This window comes from Intrasporangium sp. Soil_C_50 (assembly GCF_057656595.1).
The window spans coordinates 88,546-107,267 of the sequence record NZ_JBDGKB010000014.1 but is presented as its reverse complement, the minus strand read 5'-3'; the positions used below and the strand labels follow the sequence as shown (position 1 = coordinate 107,267).

The following is an 18,722-nucleotide window of genomic DNA, read 5'->3' as shown; positions in this document are numbered from 1 at the left end:
CCCGCTCGTCAGTCGACGAAGCGGGGCGTCCACACCTGGCCGGACGGCGTGACCCGGGTGCGCGTCGCACCGACCATGACGAGGCACTTCATGTCGATCGACGCCGGGTCGAGCTCGGCGAGCGTCGTGACGGTCAGCGACTCCTCGGCCCGGCCGACGTCGCGCCCCACGACGACCACCTGGTCGGGCCCGCGGACCTCCAGCAGCAGCTCCCGGGCTGCGGCCACCTGCTGCGTACGGCTGCGCGAGGCCGGGTTGTAGAGCGCGACGGCGAGGTCGGCCTCGGCGGCGGCGCGCAGGCGCGTGGCGACGACGTCCCACGGCTTGAGCCGGTCGGACAGCGAGATGACGGCGAAGTCCCCGCCGAGCGGCGCCCCGGCCCGGGCGGCGACGGCCTGTGCGGCGGTGACGCCGGGGACGACACGGACCGGGACGTCGCCGTAGCCGTGGGTCTCGGCGGCCTCGAAGACGGCCGACGCCATGCCGAACACGCCCGCGTCGCCGCCCGACACGACGGCGACCCGCTCGCCCTTGCGGGCCAGTTCGAGCGCGTCCCGGGCGCGGTCGACCTCGATGGTGTTGCCCGACGCGTGCCGCGTCAGGCCCTCGCGCTGCGGCACTCGCGCGACGTACGGCGCGTACCCGACGACGTGGGCGACGCCGGCCAGCTCGGCCGACGCCTCGGGCGTGAGCCACCGCTCGGGGCCGGGTCCGAGGCCCACGACGACCACCTCACCGAGCGCTTCACCGGCCGGTTGCCCGGCCGAGATGCTCTGCTCCGCAGAGGGTTTCGCCATCGATGATGCGGCGCGACCGGCAGCGTCGGCGCGAAGGTCGCGCCCCGGCACGACGACCATCGACATGTAGGGCACGGTCGACGCGTCGACATCGGCCACGGGCAGCACACGCTCGGCGTCGCTGCTCGCCCGCTCGACGTACCGCGCCTCGTCGAGACGGCCGGCTTGGCGCAGCGCTTCGCGCACGTTCTCGAACGTGCGGCCCAGCTTCATGACGACCGCGGCCTCGGTGTCCGCGAGCCGTCGGGCGAGCTCGGGCACCGGCAGGGTCCCGGGCAGGATGGTCAGGACGTCCTCGTGGCGGCACAGGCCGGTGGCGACGGCGGCTGCCGACCCGCTGACCGACGTCACACCCGGCACGACCGCGGTGTCGTACCGGTCTGCGAGCCGGTCGTGCAGGTACATGTACGTGCCGTAGAAGAGCGGGTCGCCCTCGGCGAGCACGACGACGTCGCGGCCCGAGTCCAGATGAGCCGCAAGGCGATCCGCCGATGCGTCGTAGAAGTCGGCCATGAGGCCGTGGTAGCCGAGCGGGTGGTCGGTGGAGCCCGTCGTCACCGGGTAGACGAGCAGCTCCTCGACGACGCCGTCGCGGACGTACGGCGCCGCGATGCGTCGCGCGATCGAGTCGCCGCGCGGGCCGCTGTGGTAGGCCACGACGTCGGCCTCGCCGATGAGCCGCGACGCCTTGACGGTGACGAGCTCGGGGTCGCCCGGGCCGACGCCGACGCCGCGGAGCCGGCCGGTCACAGCTCCTCCTCCCGGGCCAGGGCGTTGACGGCCGACGCAGCCAGCGCGGATCCACCGCGCCGGCCGTGCACGACGAGCCACGGGATGCCGAAAGGGTTCTCGGACAGGGCCACCTTCGACTCGGCCGAGCCGATGAACCCGACCGGGATGCCCACGACCGCAGCCGGGCGAGGGCCACCGTCGGCGACGACCTCGAGGAGGTGGAACAGGGCGGTGGGCGCGTTGCCGATCGCCACGACCGCACCCTCGAGCCGGTCGCCCCACAGGGAGACGGCCGCGGCCGACCGTGTCGTGCCCCACGCGCGCGCGAGCGCCGGGACCCGTTCGTCGCGGAGCGTGCAGACGACCTCGTTGTCGTGCGGCAGGCGGGCGCGGGTGATGCCGGAGGCGATCATGTGTGCGTCGGTGAGGATGGGTGCCCCTGCGCGCAGCGCCGCCCGGGCGGAGCGGACGAGGTCGGCGTGCACGGAGATGTGCTCGGTGAGGTCGACGTCGCCGCTCGCGTGGACCATTCGCACGGCGACGACACGGGCGTCCTCGGGCAGGTGGTCGAGCCGGGCCTCGGAGCGGATCGTCGCGAAGGACCGACGGTAGATCTCCTGCCCGTCGTCGACGTACGCGTACCGCCGCGTGGGGCGGACCAGGGGGGTCATCGGTCCTCCGAGGGGTGGGGAGAGGGAGATGTCGCGCCGGTGACGGTGGCGACCGCATGCGCGAGCGAGCGCGGTGCAAGGACGTCGACGTAGCCGGACTGCGGTGTGCCGCAACGTCGTTCGCAGCCGCTGACGTGGACCGGGAGGGCTCCCGGCGGAACGATCGAGGCGAGCGCCCGGGCGAAGCCGCGGGTGTCGACGTCGCTGCGCGCGCAGCCCGGGGCGCCGGTGCACGCGTGCAGCCGCAGCCACGGCGACCCCGCCTCGACGACGAGGCCCGCCTCCCCGAGACGGCCCAGCATGGTCGCCGCGCCCGGCACGACGAGGGACCGCCAGGGGGTCACGACGACCTCGTCCGCCAGCCGGGACAGCGCGTCCACGTGCCGACGCGTCAGGAGCCCGAGCGGCACCGCGGCCACGGCGTGGTCGCCGACGGCCCCGACGGGGCGCCCCGGCTCCGAGGGGAGTGGGAGGTCGATCGCCGACGCCCCGAGGTGGTCGACGATCTCGCGGACGTGCCAGGCCCCCGGCGCCGCCGCGGCACGCGCGTCGAGGAACCGGTGCGCCACCCCGACCATCGCGGCCGCCGCGTCGTCGAGGTCCACGACGAACCCCCGGTCGGGCGAGCCGACGAGGACGGCCGCGCGACGCATGTCGAGGGCGAGCAGCCCGACGTCGAACGACTCACGGACGACGTCACCCCGGCCGTCGTCGAGGACGAACAGGAAGCGTCCGGGCAGGCCAGCGAGTGCCGGGTCGGCGCAGACGGCGGCGTCGAGGGCTCGGACCACCGGGCGCACGTCGCACCAGCCGGCGTCGTCGAGGCCGCTCAGCGGCGAGGCGACGACGTTGCGGACCAGCTCATGGGGCTCCGAAGGGACGAGGCCGGTTGCCGAGATCGCGCGGCGGACGTCCGCGGGCACCGGGGCGGGCAGCCCGCGCAGCTGCAGGGCAGCGCGCGACGTCAGCTGCAGCGTCGGATCCGCTTGTGCCGCAACGATGTCGAGTAGGCTTGCGAGGGCATCGACGGGGACGGGACGGCCACCCGGACGTACCCTGACGATGGCACCGTCGGCCGCCGCGAAGGGTCGCGAGACGCCCGGGCAGGCGTCGGCTGCCGGTCGGTCTCGGGTCCCCGGGGCGGTCACGCGGCACATCGTAGGCCCGGCCGGCACGAGGGCAAGCCCGCCGTTCGGCGCGCGCGGCCAGTGTCACGGCGCCGGGGCCCACATGTACTGCGGCGTCTGGCACACCTCGACGAAGCCGAGCCGCTCGTACGTGGGCCGGCCCATCGTCGAAGCCATGAGCACCGCCTCGCTGCAGCCGCGCTCCCGGCCGAGGTTCATCAGGGTCGCGGTCACGGCGTACCCGACGCCGCGCCGCCGGGCCGGCCCGAGCGTCGCGACGTTGTAGATGCCCAGCGTGCGGCCGGTGAGGAAGCCCGAACCGGCCCCGACGGGCTCGCCGTCGAGGCGGGCGACGACGTGGAAGGCGGCGTCCGTGGGCAGCGAGGCCAGCCCCCGGGTCAGCGGCTCGGTGACGAGGTCGGGAAACCCGAACCCCTCGACCATGACCCCGATGAGGTCGGCGGTGACGCCTTCGTCCTCGACGGTCAGACCCGCCACCGTGCCCGGGTCGACCGCGCCGTCCAGCGGCACGTGCATCCCCGGCTCCGACTCGGGCTCGATGCCGCGAGACCGGATCGCCGCATCGATCTCAGGCGTCAGGTGCGACGGCGTCGCCCACCACAGGAAGGGCAGTCCGCGGGCCAGGTAGCCGTCGACGAGCGCAGCCGCCCGCGTCGCCTCCGCGCCTCTTGCGAAGCGCGCCCCGCAGATCGCGTTGAACAGCGGGAACGCCACGTCGGAGGTGTAGGCGACGACGTCGTCGTCGGGCAGGCGCGTCACGACTCCGCTCGCCGTCATCAGCTCGAACAGGGAGACGAGGTTGTCCTCGACCGCGGCCACGCGAGGATCGGTCACGCTCGCACGCTAGACCCGCTCCGAGGCGTCCCGCAGGCGAACGGCCCTGCCCCCCGAGCGCACACCGCGGGCGTCCTGCGCGCGACGGGGACGCTGCGGCTAGGGTGGCCCCAGCGTCGTCGACCAGGAACCCGGTGAGAGTCCGGGACGGTCCCGCCACTGTGAGCCCGCCACTGCGAAGCGGAGGGTGAGTCAGGAACTGCCGGCAGCGCTTCGTTTCCTTTCGACCGCGGGGCGTGGACACCCCGCCGAGGAGTTCCAGTGACGCGCATCGCGCTGCTCTCGACGTCTGACACCGACCTGCTCTGCGCCCGCGGCAGCGGGGCCGACTACGTCGTGGCGAACCCGGCCCGGCCCGGCCACACGTCGATGGCCGAGGCCATCGAGGGCGCCGACGTCGTCGTCGCCCGCATCCTCGGCGGCCCGCAGGATCTCTGCGACGGCTTCCGCCGGGTCGCCGCCACCGGCGTGCCGCTCGTCGTCCTCGGCGGCGAGCAGACGCCGAACGCCGCGCTCATGGAGTGCTCGACCGTCGCGCCGGGCATCGTCGCCGACGCGCACCGGTACCTCGCCGAGGGCGGCGCCGACAACCTCCGCGAGCTGCACGCCTTCCTCGGCGACACGATCCTGCTCAGCGGCGAGGCGTTCGAGCCGCCGCGGACGCTGCCGACGTGGGGCGTCCTGGACCGGCCGGCCCCCGCCCCCCGCCCCGACGCCGCGACGCCCAGCCCCCGCGTCGGGATCCTCTTCTACCGGGCCCAGCACGCCGCCGAGAACACCGCCTACGTCCACGCCCTCGCCGACGCGGTCGACGCGGCGGGCGGCGTCGGCGTCCCGCTGTTCGTGTCGTCGCTGCGCGACGCGCCCGGCGACCTGCTCGAGCACCTGCGCGAGTACGACGCGCTCGTCACGACGGTCCTCGCCGCGGGCGGCACGCGTCCGGCCACCGCGAGCGCGGGCGAGGACGACGACGCCTGGGACGTGCAGGCCCTCGCCGCCCTCGACGTGCCCATCGTGCAGGGCCTGTGCCTGACGTGGAGCCGCGCCGACTGGGAGGCCTCCGACGACGGCATGAGCCCGCTCGACGTCGCGACCCAGGTTGCGGTGCCCGAGTTCGACGGCCGGATCATCGGGGGCGTCTTCTCCTTCAAGGAGACCGACGCCGACGGCCTCCCGCAGTACGTGCCCGACCTCGAGCGGTGCGCCAGGCTCGCGGCCCTCGTCGTCAACCACGCCCGCCTCCGCCACGTACCGCCGGCCGAGCGGCGCGTCGCCGTCGTCCTGTCGGCCTACCCGAGCAAGCACTCCCGGCTCGGCAACGCCGTCGGCCTCGACACGCCCGTCTCGGTCATCCGGCTGCTGCAGGCCATGCGCGAGGCCGGGTACGACCTCGGCGCGCCCGGCGAGATCCCCGGCACCGGCCCGCTCGACCCCGTCGACGGCGAGGAGCCCGACACCACCGCGGGCAACGCCCTCATCCACGCGCTCATCGCCGCCGGCGGCCAGGACGAGGACTGGCTCACCCAGGAGCAGCTGAGCGGCCAGCCGGTGCGCATCCCCGCCGCCCGCTACCGCGAGTGGTTCGCCGAGCTGCCGGCCGGGCTGCGCGACGCCGTCACCGAGCACTGGGGCGACGCACCGGGCGAGGTCTTCGTCGACCGGCACACCGACGCCGAGGGCGAGCTCGTCGCCGCGAGCCTCCGCGCCGGCAACCTCGTCGTCATCGTTCAGCCGCCGCGCGGGTTCGGCGAGAACCCCATCGCGATCTACCACGACCCCGACCTCCCGCCCACGCACCATTACCTCGCCGTGTACGGCTGGCTCGCAAGGGAGTTCGGCGCCCACGCCATCGTGCACATGGGCAAGCACGGCAACCTCGAGTGGCTGCCGGGCAAGAACCTCGCCCTCTCGGCAGCGTGCGGGCCGGACGCGACGATCGGCTCGGTCCCGCTCGTCTACCCGTTCCTCGTCAACGACCCCGGCGAGGGCGCCCAGGCCAAGCGCCGCGCGCACGCCACGATCGTCGACCACCTCGTGCCGCCGATGGCCCGCGCCGAGAGCTACGGCGACATCGCCCGGCTCGAGCAGCTGCTCGACGAGTACGGCAACGTCTCGGTCATGGACCCGGCCAAGGCGCCGGCCCTGCGCGCCGAGATCTGGTCGCTCATCAAGGCCGCCGAGATGCACCACGACCTCGGGCTCACCGACCGGCCCGAGGACGACGCCTTCGACGAGTTCGTCATGCACGTCGACGGTTGGCTCTGCGAGGTCAAGGACGTCCAGATCCGCGACGGCCTCCACGTTCTCGGCCAGGCCCCCGCGGGGGCGGGCCTGGCCGACCTCACCCTCGCGATCCTGCGGGCGAACCAGGTGTTCGCCGGGGCCACCGGGGCGGTTCCCGGTCTGCGGACGGCGCTCGGGCTGATCGAGGGGGAGTCCGAGCGCCGGTCCGTCGACCGGGTCGAGGCGCAGGCCTCCGCCCTCGTCCACGCGCTCGCCGCCGCCGGCTGGGCCATCGACGCGGTGCCCGCAGTCGTCGCGTCGGTACTCGACGCGTCCGGCCACGACGCTCCGGAAGGTCTCGACCTCGACGGGGTCCGCCGGTCGCTCGAGTTCGCGTGCCACGAGGTCGTGCCGCGCCTGCTCGCGACGCGCGGCGAGATCGACGCCGTGCTCCACGCCCTCGACGGCGGCTACACGCCCGCCGGGCCGTCGGGCTCGCCGCTGCGCGGCCTCGTCAACGTGCTGCCGACCGGCCGCAACTTCTACTCCGTCGACCCCAAGGCCATCCCGAGCCGCCTCGCGTGGGACACCGGCCAGGCCCTCGCCGACGCCCTCCTCGAGCGGCACCGCGCCGACACCGGCGAGTGGCCGCGCTCGGTCGGCCTGTCGGTGTGGGGCACGTCGGCGATGCGCACGTCGGGCGACGACGTCGCCGAGGTCCTCGCGCTGCTCGGCGTCCGGCCGCGGTGGGACGAGATGTCGCGACGCGTCGTCGGTCTCGACCCGATCCCGCTCGCTGACCTCGGCCGTCCCCGCATCGACGTCACCGTCCGCATCTCCGGGTTCTTCCGCGACGCGTTCCCGCACGTCATCGCGATGCTCGACGACGCCGTGCGTCTCGTCGCAGGCCTCGAGGAGACCGACGCCGACAACTACGTCCGCGCCCACGCGTCGGCCGACCTCGCCGAGCACGGCGACGAGCGTCGCGCCACGACCCGCATCTTCGGCAGCAAACCGGGCTCGTACGGCGCCGGCATCCTGCCGCTCATCGAGTCGGGCAGCTGGCGCACCGACGCCGACCTCGCCGAGGTGTACGCGACGTGGGGCGGGTTCGCCTACGGCCGTGACCTCGACGGCGCCCCCGCGCGCGGCGACATGGAGCGCTCGTACCGGCGCATGGACGTGGCCGCCAAGAACGTCGACACCCGTGAGCACGACATCGCCGACAGCGACGACTACTTCCAGTACCACGGCGGCATGGTCGCCACCGTGCGTGCGCTGACCGGTCGGGCCCCGTGCGCCTACGTCGGCGACTCCACGACGCCCGACGCCGTCCGCACCCGCAGCCTCACCGAGGAGACGGCGCGCGTGTTCCGGGCCCGGGTCGTCAACCCGCGGTGGATCGCGGCGATGCGCCGGCACGGGTACAAGGGCGCCTTCGAGCTGGCCGCCACCGTCGACTACCTCTTCGGCTTCGACGCGACGGCCGGCGTCGTCACCGACTGGATGTACGAGCAGCTCGCGCAGACCTACGTGCTCGACAAGGAGAACCAGGACTTCCTCAGGCACGCGAACCCGTGGGCGCTGCACGGCATGGTCGAGCGGCTCCACGAGGCCGCCGACCGCGGCCTGTGGCAGTCGCCCGACGCGCAGCTGCTCGCAGACCTCCAGCAGGTGTACCTCGACGTCGAGGGCGACCTCGAGGCGTGAGGTCGCCCTCGGGGCGTAAACGCTTTCGGCGTCGATGCGTCCGGCGTCAGTGGCAGTAGAGCACCTGCGTCGAGTGGCCCGTCTCGTTCCACCGACGCGTCGACCACGAGAGGTTGACGGCGTAGGCGCAGGCCGGGTCGGCGCTGACGTCGACGGGCTGGCCACCGGTGCTCGTGCCGTTGTGCGGGCCGGTGTGGTGGCCGCGGAACCACGGCATCGCCATGCCGGGTGTGTAGGACCCGGCCGGCGTGGCCTTGGCGCCCGGCGACGCGCTCGAATGGACCGTGCCGGCGTTGCTCGAGATCGTCACCGCGTCGTCGCGCAGCATCGGGTGGTCGACCGTCGCGAGCAGGTGGATCGTGCTGACGCTCGAGAGCGGGTTGCACGCGTTGGCATGCAGCTCCTCGAGGTCGAGGGCGACCTGCACCGGTGAGTTGTCGAAGACGACGGCGGCCAGGTGGTTTGACCACAGGACGGGCCCGGGGGTGCCGCCGCCCACACGCACCTCGAAGGCCAGGGCGTACCGGCGCACCGGTTCGCGCTCGGCGGGCGTCAGGTCGCGGCCGGCATCGGCCTTGGTCAGGGGTGACGCGAGCTTCGGCGGGTGCAGCGACGTGATGGCCGCGGTGTTGACGACGGCGAGGTCGAAGGTGCGCAGGAAGGTCGACGGGCTGACCGTGACGACGGTCGAGCCGCCGGGCGGGTTGGCCAGCGGCACGGTGACCGCGTGACCGTCGAGGGTGAGCCAGCCGTCCGGGTCGGCGTCGGCCGCGGTGAGGACGACCGGGTGCGAGGTCGTCGTGCCGGTGCCGTCGTCGTAGAACACGTAGCCGACGTGGACCCCGCCCAGCTGGGAGGTCATCGGCTGCATCGACGCCGGGGCGACGCTCGGGAGGACCGACGCGTCCTCCGGGCCGGGCCAGGTCCACTCGCCCCAGAGGAACCGGTACTGCAGCGAGGTGCCCGACACCGGGTGGCGCAGCGGGCAGTTGCCGTGGAGCGTCACGGATCCGCCGAAGAAGTAGTGCCCCGACGCGGTGTCGCCGTCGGTCGTGAAGGCCGCGCCGACGCTGCCGGGGGCCGGGTGGATGTCGAAGACCTCGACCTGCTGCCAGTGCGGCTCGCTCTCGGGCCCGCCGCCGTGCACCTGGTCGGTGCAGAGGCTGACGCAGAAGCACGGGCCGATGTTCTGGCGCCCGCGGCGTCGGCCGTCGGACTGGGTCTCGGTGAGGATCGGCGTCGAGCCGAGCGTCGCGGTGAAGTACACGTCCGGGCCGCCGACGAGCTCGACGTTCAGCCACGGCGACCACGGCGTCCGCTTGAAGTCGGCCGCGACGTAGCTGATGAGGAAGTGACCGGTGCCGTCGGTCGTCGCGGTGCCGAGCGGGTCGTCCTGGAGCCAGTCGGCGTCGAAGGCCGACACGGTCGCGCCGGGCACCGCGACGCCGCCGTCGCACGTCGTGAGCCGGCCGCAGATCGTCCAGACCCCGAAGAGCGACAGGATGTGGCACCAGAACCGGTGCGGCACCACGTGCGACCACTCGGCCACGAGGCCCTTCTCGGTCTGCCGCCACTGCGGCTGGACGGTCGTCACTGCGACCTGCACGGGGTCGTGCCGGCCGGCCTTGGGACGGGCCACCGTGTCGAGGCGGACGTGCACCTCGACCGGGCCGCTGTCGTAGCCCTCGCGGTCGAACGCGACGGTGTAGGCGCCGTTCGCGCCGACGGTCCCGGTGCCGAGGGGTGCGTCGGCGCGGGCATCGTCGGGACCGACGATGCGGTAGGTGTCCTTCGGCGCGGCAGCCGCCGCCTCCGGGACGTGCTCGCCCTTAGCCGCGTACACGAGCACCGCTGCGCCCGTGAGTGGTTCGCGGCAGTCGCCGTCACACAGGGCGCCGAACACGGTGCCCCGGATCTCGTGGTGGTCCATCTCTCTCGTCCCCAAGCCCGGTGGCCCCGTCCCCGTGACGCGGCCCTCGGCAGGTCAGAGATCTGGACGAAGCGGCCTGATACGTGACGAGTCGGGCGCTAGCTGTAGATCCCGTGCCGGGCGTTCCACCGGCGGGCGCCCTGGTAGCCGTCGACCATGCCCCAGACCCAGACCCAGAAGCCGAAGACACCGACGAACCCGACGAACCCGACGAGGACGATGACGAACAGCCAGCTGACGAAGTAGCCGATGAGGATGCCGACGCCCTTGCCGACGTCGCCGTTGATCATGCTGCCGAGCCCCGGGAGGAAGAACGACGCGAGCAGGGACAGCGCCGGGTTCTTCGGTGCGACCTGGGTGAAGTAGACGGGCGTGCCGGGCGCGACCCACTGCGTCGGCCCCGAGCCTCGGTGAGGGAGTCCGTAGGAGTCTGTCGGCACCGGGGGTGCCATCGCCGGGCGCGTGTGCGGGGTCCAGGCCTTACCGTCCCAGTACCGCTCACCCTCGCCCGCCGGGTACCACCCCGCAGGCGCCGCAGGTCGCTCGTTCATGCGTGACTCCTCGCGCTTCGCCAAGGGCACGAGAGTAAGTCGCCACGAGAGCCGACCTCGGCGTTTCGCGGGAACGGCTCGGCGGAACCGGCCAGCCCGGATCAGCTCGGACGGACCTTGGCCCAGTAGTACTCGTCGGAACGGGTGCCGTCGGGGTTGACGAGGCGCGCCGCGTGCAGGCCCTCGCGGGTGAACCCCGCCTTCTCGGCCGCACGGCCGGAGGCGACGTTGCCGACCTTGTGGCCGAGCTCGAGACGGGCGATCCCCGTCTGGGCGAAGACCCACTCCGTCACGAGCACGAGCGCGCGGGTCGTGTACCCGCGGCCCCGGAACTCCGGCAGCACGCCGTAGCCGATGAGCGCGACCCCGGGAGGTCCGAGCGAGAGCACGCCGATGAGCCCGGCGCCCTCGCCCGTGGCGGCGTCGACCATGACGAACCGGGCGCCCCGTCCCCGCCGCCAGTCGCGCGGCGCCTGGGCCGCGCTGCGTCGGGCGTCGGCCTCGGTCAGCCGGTCGCTCGTGAAGCCCCACTTCAGCTGCTCGTCGTTGTTGTGCTCGCCGAGGACCACCGGCCAGTCGGCCGCCGTCATCGGACGCAACGTCAGCTCGCCGTCGGACAGCGACACCAGGTCGGGGAAGGCCGGGAACGCGGGTCCGGCATGCGTCGGCGTCGGCGTGCCCTCCGGCGCGCGCAGCAGGTAGGTGTCCATGACCCAGCCGTGGCGCTCGCGGGCCTCGGCGCGTACCCGCCGCACCTCGTCGATCACGTCGGCGAGGCGCCCGCGAACGAGCAGCTCGTCGGGCGTGCCGAGGTAGGCGCCCCAGAAGAGCTCGAGATCGGGGGCGAGGTCCACGAGGCCCGTGCAGGCGAGGCCGCCGTCGAGCATGACGACGACGTCGCCGAGCGACGCGTCGTACTCGTCGACGAGGCGCCGGCCGGTGGTGATGTGGACGGGAGCACCGATGCGGTTCAAGGGGATCCGGTGGCGCGCCGCGAGCAGCTGCGGGGCGCTGACGCCGGGCAGCACGTCGTGCTCGACGCTGATCCCCTCCTTGGCCCAGCGGGCGACGAGGGCGTCGACGACGCGGATCGTCGAGTCGTAGAACGCGGGGTCGCCCCACACGAGGAAGCCGACGGTCTCGACGTCGTCGCCCAGCCCCTCGACGACCGACGCGTAGGCGTCGACGCGTGCCGCGTGCCAGTCGCGCACGCCGCGGTCGTAGTCGGCGACGTCGCGCTCGGCGTCGGGCCCGCGACTCGGGTCGGGCACCTCGACGAACCGGTAGGACGACCGGTCGGGCACGAAGGCGTCGACGACGGCCTGTCGGGCCGCGACGAGGTCGGCGGCACGCTCGCCCTTGTCGGCGACGAGGAAGACATCGACCGAAGCGATGGCCTCAGCGGCGTCGCCCGTCACCTGGCCGGGGCTGCCCATGCCGATGCCGATGATGCGGATCCGGTTGATCACGAGACCTCCTCGCGTTCGGTTTGGTCTGCGCGCCCGGCGCCGACGCGGGTCAGGGCGAGCAGGGCGTCGACGTCGACGTGCTCTTCCAGGGCGTCGGCAAGGGTGTCGAGCATCCGCTCGCGCCGCTGCGCGAAACCGGGTGCGGCCGCCTCGGGCTCCCACTCCGAGCCGGCCGCGCGGGCGACGCCGCTGAGCCAGGCTCGCCGGAACGCGTCGCTCTCGAAGGCGCCGTGCCACATGGTGCCCCACACGCTGGCCGCCCTCCAGCCGTCGAGGAACGGCTCGGGCTCGGCGCCGGGGTAGGGGTGGTCGTCGGGCAGGCGCGAGGCGATGCCGTGGTGGATCTCGTAGGCGCCGTCGACGAGGTGACCCGCCCACGAACCGGTCGGCCGCGCCAGGACCTTCGCCTCGCCGAAGGCGACGCGCGTCGGCAGCAGCCCGAGCCCCGGGACGGTGCCGACACGACCCTCGACGTCGTCCTCGATCTCGTGGGCGAGCATCTGGTAGCCGCCGCAGATGCCGAGCACCGGGCGGCCGCCCGCGGCCCGTCGCAGCACCACGTCGGTGAGGCCGCGCTCGCGGAGCCAGGCGAGATCGCTTGCGGTGGAACGGGACCCGGGCAGGATGACGAGGTCGGCGGCGTCGACGACGGCTGGATCGACGGTGACGAGGACGTCGACGCCCGGCTCGGCTGCGAGGGCGTCCACGTCGGTGGCGTTGGAGATGCGGGGCAGCCGCACGACGGCCACCTTGAGCCGGTCGCGGGCCGTCGCGGACAGGGCCGTGGAGGCGCGCCAGTGCCCGACCTCGAGGGTGTCCTCGCTGTCGAGCCACACGTCGAGCAGCCACGGCACGACGCCGTGGAACGGCACCCCGGTGCGCCGCGTGATCTCCTCGAGCCCGGGCCCGAGCACCGACACGTCGCCGCGGAACTTGTTGATGACGAAGGACTTCAGCAGCTCGCGGTCGGCGTCGTCCAGCAGGGCCCACGTGCCGTAGAGCGCCGCGAGGATGCCGCCGCGGTCGATGTCGCCGACGACGACGACCGGCAGGCCGAACTCACGGGCCAGCCCCATGTTGACGTAGTCACCGGAGCGGAGGTTGACCTCGGCGGGGGAGCCCGCGCCCTCGCACACGACGACGTCATAGGCGTCGGCGAGCTCGCGGTACGCGGCGAACGCGGCCTCGCGCAGGTGCGCCCGCCCGGTCGCGTACTGCCCGGCCTCCAGCGTCCCGGCCGGCTCGCCGCGCACGACGACGAAGGCCCGGCGGTCCGTGCCCGGCTTGAGCAGCACCGGGTTCATCGCCGTCGTCGGCACGAGGCCGGCGGCCAGCGCCTGGAGGTACTGGGCGCGACCGATCTCGCCGCCGTCGGCGCACACCATCGAGTTGTTCGACATGTTCTGGGCCTTGAACGGCGCCACCCGCAGCCCACGCCGCGCCAGCACCCGGCACAGCCCTGCGACGAGCACCGACTTGCCGGCGTCCGACGACGTGCCGGCGACGAGCAGGCCCGACGGGCCCGCGTCTCTGGTCGCGTCCGGGGCAAGGGGAGGGGTCACGACGCCATCCTGCCGGACTGGCGCCGTGGCCCCTCGGCTGGTTACTCCGGGTCGCCGTCGGCGAGCAGCTGGTAGAGCTTGCGGCGGGTCTCGGTGAGGATCTCCGCGGCCTCGGCCCGCTGCTGCGAGGTGCCCGTCGTGACGATCTGCCACATGGCGCCCATGACCTGGCCGACGATCGGCATGAGCTCGGTGCCGGAGCGCTGGTCGCGCGGGCCGAACTCGGGCCCCTCCTCGCCCGGCTCCTCGAAGGCGCGCCACGTGGCAGCCATCTCCTCGGCGTTCTCCTCGACGTAGGCGCGCCCGGCGTCGGTGAGGCGCAGCAGCCGCCGGCCCTCGACGTCGCGGCCCTCGACGAGGCCCTCGTCCTCGAGCTGCTGGACGGTGGGGTAGACCGAGCCGGGGCTCGGCTTCCACGCGCCGCCGCTGCGCTCGGAGATCTGCTGGATCAGCTGGTAGCCGTTCATCTCGTCGCCCGCGAGGACGTCGAGGATGGCGGCGCGCACGTCGCCGCGTCGGGCGCGGGGGCCGCGGCGGCCGCCGAACTCGGGGCCGAAGCCGGGTCCGCCGAAGTGGCGGACGAGGTCGGCGACCCACGGTGGCGGGCCGGGGCGTCCGCGGCCGTGGCCTCCGGGCGGTCCCCACGGGCCTCGGCCGCCGGGTCCGGGTCCCCAGCCGCCCCAGCCCTGGTCCCAGCCGGACTCGCGTCGGGTGTGTCGGTGTCCGTGCATCGGACTCTCCTTCCTGTCGCGACTCACGAACAGTCGCGATACGTTGACGATATATCGCGAACGGTCGCAAGGGAAGAGATGTTCCCGAGGGTTGCCGAAAGGAAGTTCGCCCGTCCATGTATCAGCGCTTCTCGCCGCGTCTCTGCACGTCTAGGGCCACGCGTAGACCTCCCGAGACACCCGTCGACACACGTCGGACGTCGCCGGGAGGCCCCGAATCGTCACCGGCTCGACGTCGGAGATTTCTCATGGTTCGTTGAGGTATGCAGCAGGTTTGGTTACGGTTCGACGGTGGCGGAGTGACTTCTTCGCCGTGAGGAGGCTGTACGTGGCGACCAACCAGAGGAACGGTGCGGCAGACGGTAGGACGATGACGGCCGGCAGGCCCGCGCCGATCACGAGGAGGCCCGCGATGGGGGACGGTGCCGCGATGCCCATCGGCGAGAAGCGCACGCTCCGCCTGCAGTGGGCCCCGTCCGCAGCCCCGCGGATCCGGCGTGAGATCGTCGCCGACCTCGTCGCGCGCCAGGTGACCCCCGAGGTCGTCGACGAGGCCGAGATCGTCGTCAGCGAGCTCGTCGCCAACGCCGTGCGCCACGCGCGGCCCCTGACCGACGGCGCCATCCGGATCCACTGGAAGGTCAAGAACAACGTCGTCGAGGTCGAGGTCTCCGACGGCGGCGGCCCGACCGTCCCGCGGCCCGCGCCGCCGACGACGTGGGGTCCCGGCGGCCGAGGCCTGCGCATCGTGCGCTCCCTGGCCCACGAGTGGGGTGTCATCGACGACCCCAACGGCCGCACGGTCTGGGCCTCCCTCGGCGGGCCCTCCCGCCGCCGCTCGCACTGAGCGACGCGTCGGCATGACGCCGACGGCGGCCCTGCCCGACCCCGCCCTCGTCGTCCTCGTCGGGGCCTCCGGTGCGGGAAAGTCGACGTGGGCGCTCGCGCGCTACCGGGCAGCCGAGGTCGTCTCGTCGGATGGGTTGCGCGCCGTCGTCGGCAGCGGCGAGCACGACCTCGACGCGTCGGCCGACGCCTTGGCCGTGCTCGAGACGATCGTCGACGCCCGCCTGCGGCGCCGGCTCACGACCGTCGTCGACACCCTCGGCACCGACGCGTCCCGCCGCACCCGCTGGCTCGCGGCGGCCCGCGCCGCCGGGCTGCCCGCCGTGGCCGTCGTCCTCGACACGCCGGCTGCGCTCTGCCGCGACCGCAACCGCGCCCGCGAGCGCGCCGTGCCGGCACGCGTCCTCACCGCCCAGCTCGCCGCCATGGCGTCGGTCCGCGACGCCCTCGACGCCGAGGGCTGGGACGCCGTCCACGTCGTCGCACCGGACACCGAGGTGTGCCAGGCCATCCTCGACGAGGCGGCGCAGGAGCCCGCGGTCGGTGACGGAGGCTCGGGTCTGCGGGGCGGCGTCGTGCTGCAGGTGTCGCGGTTCCCGGCCGACACCGACCTGCTCGACTGGCTGCCCGGCGTCGCGACCGCCGCCGAGGAGGCCGGGTTCGCCGGCCTGGCGCTCATGGACCACCTGATCCAGATCCCGCAGGTCGGGCGGGCCTGGGACCCGATCCCCGAGCCGTGGGTGACGCTCGGGGCGCTCGCCGCGTCGACGACGCGCCTGCACCTCGGCACGCTGGTCTCGCCGGTCACCTTCCGGCCTGCGGGCGTCATCGCCAAGGCGGCTGCGACGCTCGATGCCCTGACCGGCGGCCGCGCGTTCCTCGGCGTCGGGGCCGGGTGGTGGGAGCGCGAGCACGCCGCGTACGGCCTGCCGTTCCCGCCACCGAAGGAGCGCGTCGACCTGCTCGAGGCCGGACTCGAGACGGTGCGCGCGCTCTGGGCGCCGGGCACGAAACCGTATGCCGGACGCCGCGTCTCGCTGCCCGAGACGACCCTCTACCCGCGGCCCGTCGGCGACCTCCCCGTCGTCGTGGGTGGGGGCGGCGACCGCACGCTGCGCGTCGCCGCTCGCCTTGCCGACGGGTGCAACGTGCCCTCCGACGCGGCAGGCCTCGCGAAGATCGCCCGCTACCTCGACCTCGTCGAGTCCTCCGGTCGTGACCGCGACGCCGCCCTCGCCACCGTCCTCGACGTGCCCGTCGTCGGCGCCGACCGCGACGCCGCGTGGTCGGCCGTCGAACGCCACCGCGGCCGCACCCCGGGGGCAACCTTCGCCGAGCGGCACCACGCAGGCACCCCGCGGGCCCACCGTGAGCGTCTGGCCCGGCTCGCCGGCTCCGGCGTCACAACCGTCTTCCTCGCCCCGCTCGACCTCCGCGGGCCCGACGACGTGGCCGCCCTCGCACCCCTCGCGACCGCTCTGGCGTGAGGCCACGCGCGTGCGGCCACTAAGGTGGCGCGCATGGGTAAGGCTTCTCGTCGTCCGCGCGGCGCCCGCGCCGACCGCTCCACTCGTCCCGCACCGGCCCCCTTCGTCGCACGACCCTTCGAGGGCCTGCCCGGCGAGACCGAGTGGGTCGCGATGCGCGAGATCGTCCCGGCGGCCACGGCCACCGTGCGGTTCGCCAAGGGCAAGGCTCCCGAGGGCGCGCCCGAGCAGGTCACCATCGCCACGGTGCTGCCGCTCGCGTGGCCGGGCCTGCACCGTGAGAACGGCGAGGTGCTCGTCGGCATCCAGTCCGGCAACGCCAGCGGCGACACGAGCCGCGACATCGCCCAGGCCATCGCCCTGGCCGTCGAGGCCGACGCGGGCACGCCGGTGCAGACCCTCCCCGTCTCGTCCGTCGACACCACCCGCCTGCAGGACCTCCTCGACCTCGACGCGCCGTTCGAGGTCGACCTGCACGACGGCTTCGACTTCTGGGTCGCCGACGCCGAGCTCGACGCCGACGGCCAGGAGTCGCTCCAGCGCGCCAACGAGTCGGCCATCCCGACCGTCAAGCTCTCCTCGGCCACGTCCTGCTACTGGTGCCGCATCGGCGGGCGCACCTACGTCCGCTGGGTGCTGCCCTTCGACGAGGACGCCGCGACCACGGCCCTGGCCCGCCTCCATGCGTCCGGCGACAGCCTCCTCGGCGGCGAGGGCCGGCTGCTCGGCTGCTTCCGCTCGAGCGGCCTGCTCATCCCGGTGTGGGAGGTCGACCCGTCGGCCGAGCCCGCCTCGTTCGAGGACGCCGTCACGGCGATGAAGGAGCGCATCGACGCCGCGGCCGCCTCCACCGAGCCGCTCACCGCCGAGGAGCGCGGTGCCAAGGCCGGCCTGACGAACCGTCAGGTGACCCTCCGCTGAGCGGCTCCCCGACGGTGACCCCGCAGCGGCCCACGGGCGAGCCGCCCGTCGTCGTCGTCATCCCGGCACGCGACGAGGCGGCCCGGATCGTCGAGACGATCCGCGGCGTGCGCACCATCCCCGGCGTCGTGTCGGTCATCGTCGTCGACGACGGGTCGAAGGACCGCACGGCCGTCCTCGCGAGCCAGGCGGGCGCCGAGGTGGTCAAGCTCGTGCGCAACCACGGCAAGGCCGACGCCATGATGAGCGGCCTGGGCCGTCTCGCCGGGCTGCGTCGCGTCGGACGCGTCGACACCGAGGCATCGGTGCTCTTCGTCGACGCCGACCTCGAGGCGTCCGCGCAGGCCGTCGGAGCCCTCGTCGGGCCCGTCGCGCGCGGCGAGGCCGACCTCACCATCGCGACCTTGCCCGAGCAGCAGCAGTCCGGCGGCGGGCACGGGCTCGTCGTCGGGCTCGCACGCCGCGGTATCGAGGAGCTGACCGGCTGGGCGCCGGAGCAGCCGCTGTCCGGGATGCGCTGCCTGTCACCGGCGGCGGTGGCGGCTGCCACCCCGTTCGCACGCGGCTGGGGCGTCGAGGTCGGCATGACGATCGACGTCATCGACGCCGGCCTCACCGTCGTCGAGGTGCCGTGCGAGCTCTACCACCGCGTCACCGGCCACGACTGGCGCTCGCAGGTGCACCGGGCCGCGCAGTACCGCGACGTCGCCCTCGCGATCGGCGTCCGTCGCCTCCGCCGTCGCCTCGGCACCGACTGACCGACGGGCCGGCTGACCAACGGGCCGGCTGACCGATGCGCCGGCTCTGGTCCACGCAGGCGGGGGCGTCCGTCCGCACCCTCAGCATTGCTCCACCTGGCGAGCCAGCAGCCGGGCAGGCGCACCGCCGGCACACCAGACCCTCTGCTCACCGCGCGGAGCAGACCACACTCTGCGCCGCTCGCGCGTCTGGCTCACCACGCGGAGCAGAACAGCGCGCATCCTCTGCGTTGCTCCACCAGGCGAGCCACGGTGGCGCCGCGGCTTCGACCACCGGCTCTGGCCCGCCGCGCGGAGCAATGCCGAGGGGCAGGGTTCGGCGCGCGTCGCGCCTGGACTGACGAGCGAAACG

14 protein-coding genes and 1 riboswitch are annotated in these 18,722 nt (G+C 74.0%); of the genes, 5 read left to right on the top strand and 9 right to left on the bottom strand.

Features of this window, described 5'->3' with window-relative positions:
* Positions 1-8: 8 nt before the first annotated feature.
* The 4 genes from AC3A5R_RS20135 to AC3A5R_RS20120 form a co-directional block, all read right to left on the bottom strand.
* Positions 9-1,547 carry a precorrin-2 C(20)-methyltransferase gene (locus AC3A5R_RS20135; RefSeq protein ID WP_487622558.1) on the bottom strand — a complete coding sequence of 513 codons (1,539 nt, stop codon included), beginning with the start codon at positions 1,545-1,547 and terminating at the stop codon, positions 9-11.
* Positions 1,544-2,200, bottom strand: coding sequence for a precorrin-8X methylmutase (locus AC3A5R_RS20130; protein ID WP_487622557.1), 657 nt, complete (start codon positions 2,198-2,200; stop codon positions 1,544-1,546). The genes AC3A5R_RS20135 and AC3A5R_RS20130 overlap by 4 nt, the downstream gene beginning before the upstream one ends.
* Positions 2,197-3,348 carry a precorrin-3B synthase gene (locus AC3A5R_RS20125; RefSeq protein WP_487622556.1) on the bottom strand — a complete coding sequence of 384 codons (1,152 nt, stop codon included), beginning with the start codon at positions 3,346-3,348 and terminating at the stop codon, positions 2,197-2,199. The genes AC3A5R_RS20130 and AC3A5R_RS20125 overlap by 4 nt, the downstream gene beginning before the upstream one ends.
* Positions 3,349-3,411: 63 nt before the next feature.
* Positions 3,412-4,182, bottom strand: coding sequence for a GNAT family N-acetyltransferase (locus tag AC3A5R_RS20120; RefSeq protein ID WP_487622555.1), 771 nt, complete (start codon positions 4,180-4,182; stop codon positions 3,412-3,414).
* Positions 4,183-4,306: 124 nt separating this feature from the next.
* Positions 4,307-4,384, top strand: a riboswitch (cobalamin riboswitch).
* A gap of 59 nt (positions 4,385-4,443) precedes the next feature.
* Between AC3A5R_RS20120 and cobN the strand changes: the two genes are divergently transcribed.
* Positions 4,444-8,115 carry a cobaltochelatase subunit CobN gene (gene cobN / locus AC3A5R_RS20115; RefSeq protein WP_487622554.1) on the top strand — a complete coding sequence of 1,224 codons (3,672 nt, stop codon included), beginning with the start codon at positions 4,444-4,446 and terminating at the stop codon, positions 8,113-8,115.
* A gap of 46 nt (positions 8,116-8,161) precedes the next feature.
* Here cobN and AC3A5R_RS20110 read toward each other — a convergent pair whose 3' ends face one another.
* The 5 genes from AC3A5R_RS20110 to AC3A5R_RS20090 all read right to left on the bottom strand — a co-directional run bounded on the left by AC3A5R_RS20110 (position 8,162) and on the right by AC3A5R_RS20090 (position 14,358).
* Positions 8,162-10,045: a transthyretin-like family protein gene (locus tag AC3A5R_RS20110; RefSeq protein ID WP_487622553.1), complete on the bottom strand. Its 1,884-nt coding sequence runs from the start codon at positions 10,043-10,045 to the stop codon at positions 8,162-8,164.
* A 98-nt stretch (positions 10,046-10,143) separates the two neighbouring features.
* Positions 10,144-10,596, bottom strand: a complete 453-nt coding sequence (locus AC3A5R_RS20105) for a DUF2510 domain-containing protein (RefSeq protein ID WP_487622552.1) — start codon at positions 10,594-10,596, stop codon at positions 10,144-10,146.
* 101 nt (positions 10,597-10,697) lie between these two features.
* The gene (gene cobF, locus AC3A5R_RS20100) at positions 10,698-12,065 is read right to left on the bottom strand and encodes a precorrin-6A synthase (deacetylating) (RefSeq protein ID WP_487622551.1); all 1,368 of its coding nucleotides are present in this window, start codon (positions 12,063-12,065) and stop codon (positions 10,698-10,700) included.
* The gene (locus AC3A5R_RS20095; RefSeq protein ID WP_487622550.1) at positions 12,062-13,627 is read right to left on the bottom strand and encodes a cobyric acid synthase; all 1,566 of its coding nucleotides are present in this window, start codon (positions 13,625-13,627) and stop codon (positions 12,062-12,064) included. Before AC3A5R_RS20095 ends, cobF begins: the two co-directional genes overlap by 4 nt.
* Positions 13,628-13,668: 41 nt before the next feature.
* Positions 13,669-14,358 carry a PadR family transcriptional regulator gene (locus AC3A5R_RS20090; protein ID WP_487622549.1) on the bottom strand — a complete coding sequence of 230 codons (690 nt, stop codon included), beginning with the start codon at positions 14,356-14,358 and terminating at the stop codon, positions 13,669-13,671.
* Between the two features lie 412 nt (positions 14,359-14,770).
* Between AC3A5R_RS20090 and AC3A5R_RS20085 the strand changes: the two genes are divergently transcribed.
* The 4 genes from AC3A5R_RS20085 to AC3A5R_RS20070 are packed head-to-tail and all read left to right on the top strand — an operon-like array spanning position 14,771 to position 18,370.
* The gene (locus AC3A5R_RS20085; protein ID WP_487622548.1) at positions 14,771-15,205 is read left to right on the top strand and encodes an ATP-binding protein; all 435 of its coding nucleotides are present in this window, start codon (positions 14,771-14,773) and stop codon (positions 15,203-15,205) included.
* Between the two features lie 13 nt (positions 15,206-15,218).
* Positions 15,219-16,691 (top strand): LLM class flavin-dependent oxidoreductase, encoded by a 1,473-nt coding sequence (locus AC3A5R_RS20080; RefSeq protein ID WP_487622547.1) that lies wholly within the window; start codon positions 15,219-15,221, stop codon positions 16,689-16,691.
* A 33-nt stretch (positions 16,692-16,724) separates the two neighbouring features.
* Complete coding sequence (locus AC3A5R_RS20075; RefSeq protein ID WP_487622546.1) at positions 16,725-17,612, top strand: DUF5926 family protein; 888 nt, start codon at positions 16,725-16,727, stop codon at positions 17,610-17,612.
* A 14-nt stretch (positions 17,613-17,626) separates the two neighbouring features.
* Positions 17,627-18,370: a glycosyltransferase gene (locus AC3A5R_RS20070; RefSeq protein ID WP_487622545.1), complete on the top strand. Its 744-nt coding sequence runs from the start codon at positions 17,627-17,629 to the stop codon at positions 18,368-18,370.
* Positions 18,371-18,722: the final 352 nt, after the last annotated feature.

What these genes read in the sequence shown, in the direction of transcription:
- AC3A5R_RS20075 (WP_487622546.1), top strand. Translation starts at nt 16,725, where the DNA reads ATGGGTAAGGCTTCTCGTCGTCCGCGCGGCGCCCGCGCCGACCGCTCC.
- AC3A5R_RS20130 (WP_487622557.1), bottom strand. Translation starts at nt 2,200, where the DNA reads ATGACCCCCCTGGTCCGCCCCACGCGGCGGTACGCGTACGTCGACGAC.
- AC3A5R_RS20080 (WP_487622547.1), top strand. Translation starts at nt 15,219, where the DNA reads ATGACGCCGACGGCGGCCCTGCCCGACCCCGCCCTCGTCGTCCTCGTC.
- AC3A5R_RS20105 (WP_487622552.1), bottom strand. Translation starts at nt 10,596, where the DNA reads ATGAACGAGCGACCTGCGGCGCCTGCGGGGTGGTACCCGGCGGGCGAG.
- AC3A5R_RS20085 (WP_487622548.1), top strand. Translation starts at nt 14,771, where the DNA reads ATGGGGGACGGTGCCGCGATGCCCATCGGCGAGAAGCGCACGCTCCGC.
- AC3A5R_RS20090 (WP_487622549.1), bottom strand. Translation starts at nt 14,358, where the DNA reads ATGCACGGACACCGACACACCCGACGCGAGTCCGGCTGGGACCAGGGC.
- AC3A5R_RS20110 (WP_487622553.1), bottom strand. Translation starts at nt 10,045, where the DNA reads ATGGACCACCACGAGATCCGGGGCACCGTGTTCGGCGCCCTGTGTGAC.